This window comes from Paraburkholderia sp. CNPSo 3274, assembly GCF_024206475.1.
Classification (GTDB): domain Bacteria; phylum Pseudomonadota; class Gammaproteobacteria; order Burkholderiales; family Burkholderiaceae; genus Paraburkholderia.
This window is the reverse complement of record NZ_JAMBPR010000203.1, coordinates 1-1,562: the sequence shown is the minus strand read 5'-3', so window position 1 is coordinate 1,562 and position 1,562 is coordinate 1. Positions and strand designations below refer to the sequence as shown.

Sequence of the window (1,562 nt, the reverse complement as noted above, 5' to 3'; positions counted from 1 at the left end):
TTGATATGTCCGCCGACTGCTGTGGCGGGTCACGAAACCACGAACACGACCGGAGAAATTCATGCGAATCACGCTCCATCTCGGCACCTTCGACCGCCTTGACCCGAATGCCTATGCGATCCTTTGGCTCGACAACGACACCCACAAGTGGTCGCGCGAAGGTCATGCCGGCCTCCAATTTCCCGACTGGGGAAAGCTGCGGGTCGATGCGCGCGGCACGGTGGTGTGCGATCAGCATGATGCGCGCCCCCTGTTCATCCTCGACGGCCTCGCCATGGAAGCCCAAACTGGCCCGTTCGAGGGGGAATCAGGCGAGGCACTCTGGTGCTGCACTGAACGCGAAAGCGGATCAGGCGTTGCAGGGCACTGGCATGTGCAGTGCGTCGACAAGGACGCCGTGCTTGCCGAGCACAGCGTGTTCGCTGAGGACGAGGTCTGACCTCGGACGCGCCTTCGCCTGGTTGCATGCGAGTCTTCGGTGAATCCCCAAAAGCCCGTGTGAACGGGATCGGACTATTCCAGCTCCAGCGTGACGCGTCTGGTTAGCGCTTTGGATAAACGATGCCGACGTCCAAATCGACCAACTACTGCCGATGGCACGAACTGGTTTTTCGAGCGTCGTGCTCAACAACGGCTTCAACCCAGCGCAGGCTGCTCGCCGCGGCACGGGTTAGGTATCAAGCCCACTTCGCCGCCCTCCTCGCCCAGCCGCTCGAGCCTGAATTTGTAGACCCACTGTTGAACGGCGCAGATGCCAACAACATCTTTCCACGCAATAGCCGTCGTGACAATCAAACCTCGCAATCCTCGCGTGGTGAAAACGTCAAAGCCACGCGGTCGCATTTTTGAAATGTATTTTTTGAGGGCCATCATAGGGCAACGACTTTTGAATCAGGTTTGAAGCCAAATGGAGGCATATCATGGGCGGCGCGCTGGTTTGGGCAGCAATCCCTCACAACAGTGATGGGGTCGTGTTTCAGGTTCGCGTGATTCGCGGGCTTCAACGTTTTCATATCGCACGCCGGGCGCTTGAGGAGGCTTTCCACTTGGCACCTCATGCATCGGATGCAGGTCAACTCGAACTCTTTTATCAGCACATGACCCACATCCTGATGCGCGCCATGCGGAAACGTCCGATTGCGGGCGCAGACACCGCTGCACTTCAGACTGCCGATTTCACCACCGTCCTGGCAATAGAACAGGGCGCGACGCCGTACGTGGCGGAAATGCCACGGTATATGGCTTCAAACTGAAGGGTTTTTGATGAGAACGGTCGTTGGTGTGCGGGAAAGTCGAACGTCAAGAGCGGGTCGAGAATTGCGGTAGGGATGCCCATTACTGAGCACCCCCCGCACAGATCCCGGCGTGCCCAATTCGGGCACCGGGCTCCTACCTCGGGTGTTTGACGGCAAATCGCCGGTCGGGCCACGGGTGAAGGATTCGAGGTTGCGGGAGCCAGGCATCTGCGATCCGCTCGACTCGCTGCCACGTCATGTGATCCTTTTGACTGCGGCGCCGGAGCGCCCGCCGCCACAGATCAACGACGTGGTATCGAAACGCGC

The 1,562-nt window shown here is 59.1% G+C and carries 3 protein-coding genes and 1 pseudogene; 2 read left to right on the top strand and 2 right to left on the bottom strand.

Annotated elements, in window-relative coordinates; genetic code table 11:
• Positions 1-61 precede the first annotated feature (61 nt).
• A complete protein-coding gene (locus M3I54_RS44180) occupies positions 62-439 on the top strand; it encodes a DUF3564 family protein (protein WP_028208655.1) in 378 nt (125 codons plus the stop codon).
• Positions 440-636: 197 nt separating this feature from the next.
• Here M3I54_RS44180 and M3I54_RS44175 read toward each other — a convergent pair whose 3' ends face one another.
• Positions 637-873 (bottom strand): hypothetical protein, encoded by a 237-nt coding sequence (locus M3I54_RS44175; RefSeq protein WP_254320582.1) that lies wholly within the window; start codon positions 871-873, stop codon positions 637-639.
• A 47-nt stretch (positions 874-920) separates the two neighbouring features.
• Between M3I54_RS44175 and M3I54_RS44170 the strand changes: the two genes are divergently transcribed.
• Entirely contained in the window at positions 921-1,253 is a 333-nt protein-coding gene (locus tag M3I54_RS44170) for a hypothetical protein (protein WP_254346693.1), read from the top strand.
• A gap of 136 nt (positions 1,254-1,389) precedes the next feature.
• Here M3I54_RS44170 and M3I54_RS44165 read toward each other — a convergent pair.
• Positions 1,390-1,562: pseudogene (locus tag M3I54_RS44165) on the bottom strand (group II intron reverse transcriptase/maturase); the annotation flags it as partial.

Bases quoted from the DNA above. Each gene is read 5' to 3' on its own strand.
- M3I54_RS44180 (WP_028208655.1), top strand. From the start codon at position 62: ATGCGAATCACGCTCCATCTCGGCACCTTCGACCGCCTTGACCCGAAT.
- M3I54_RS44175 (WP_254320582.1), bottom strand. From the start codon at position 873: ATGATGGCCCTCAAAAAATACATTTCAAAAATGCGACCGCGTGGCTTT.
- M3I54_RS44170 (WP_254346693.1), top strand. From the start codon at position 921: ATGGGCGGCGCGCTGGTTTGGGCAGCAATCCCTCACAACAGTGATGGG.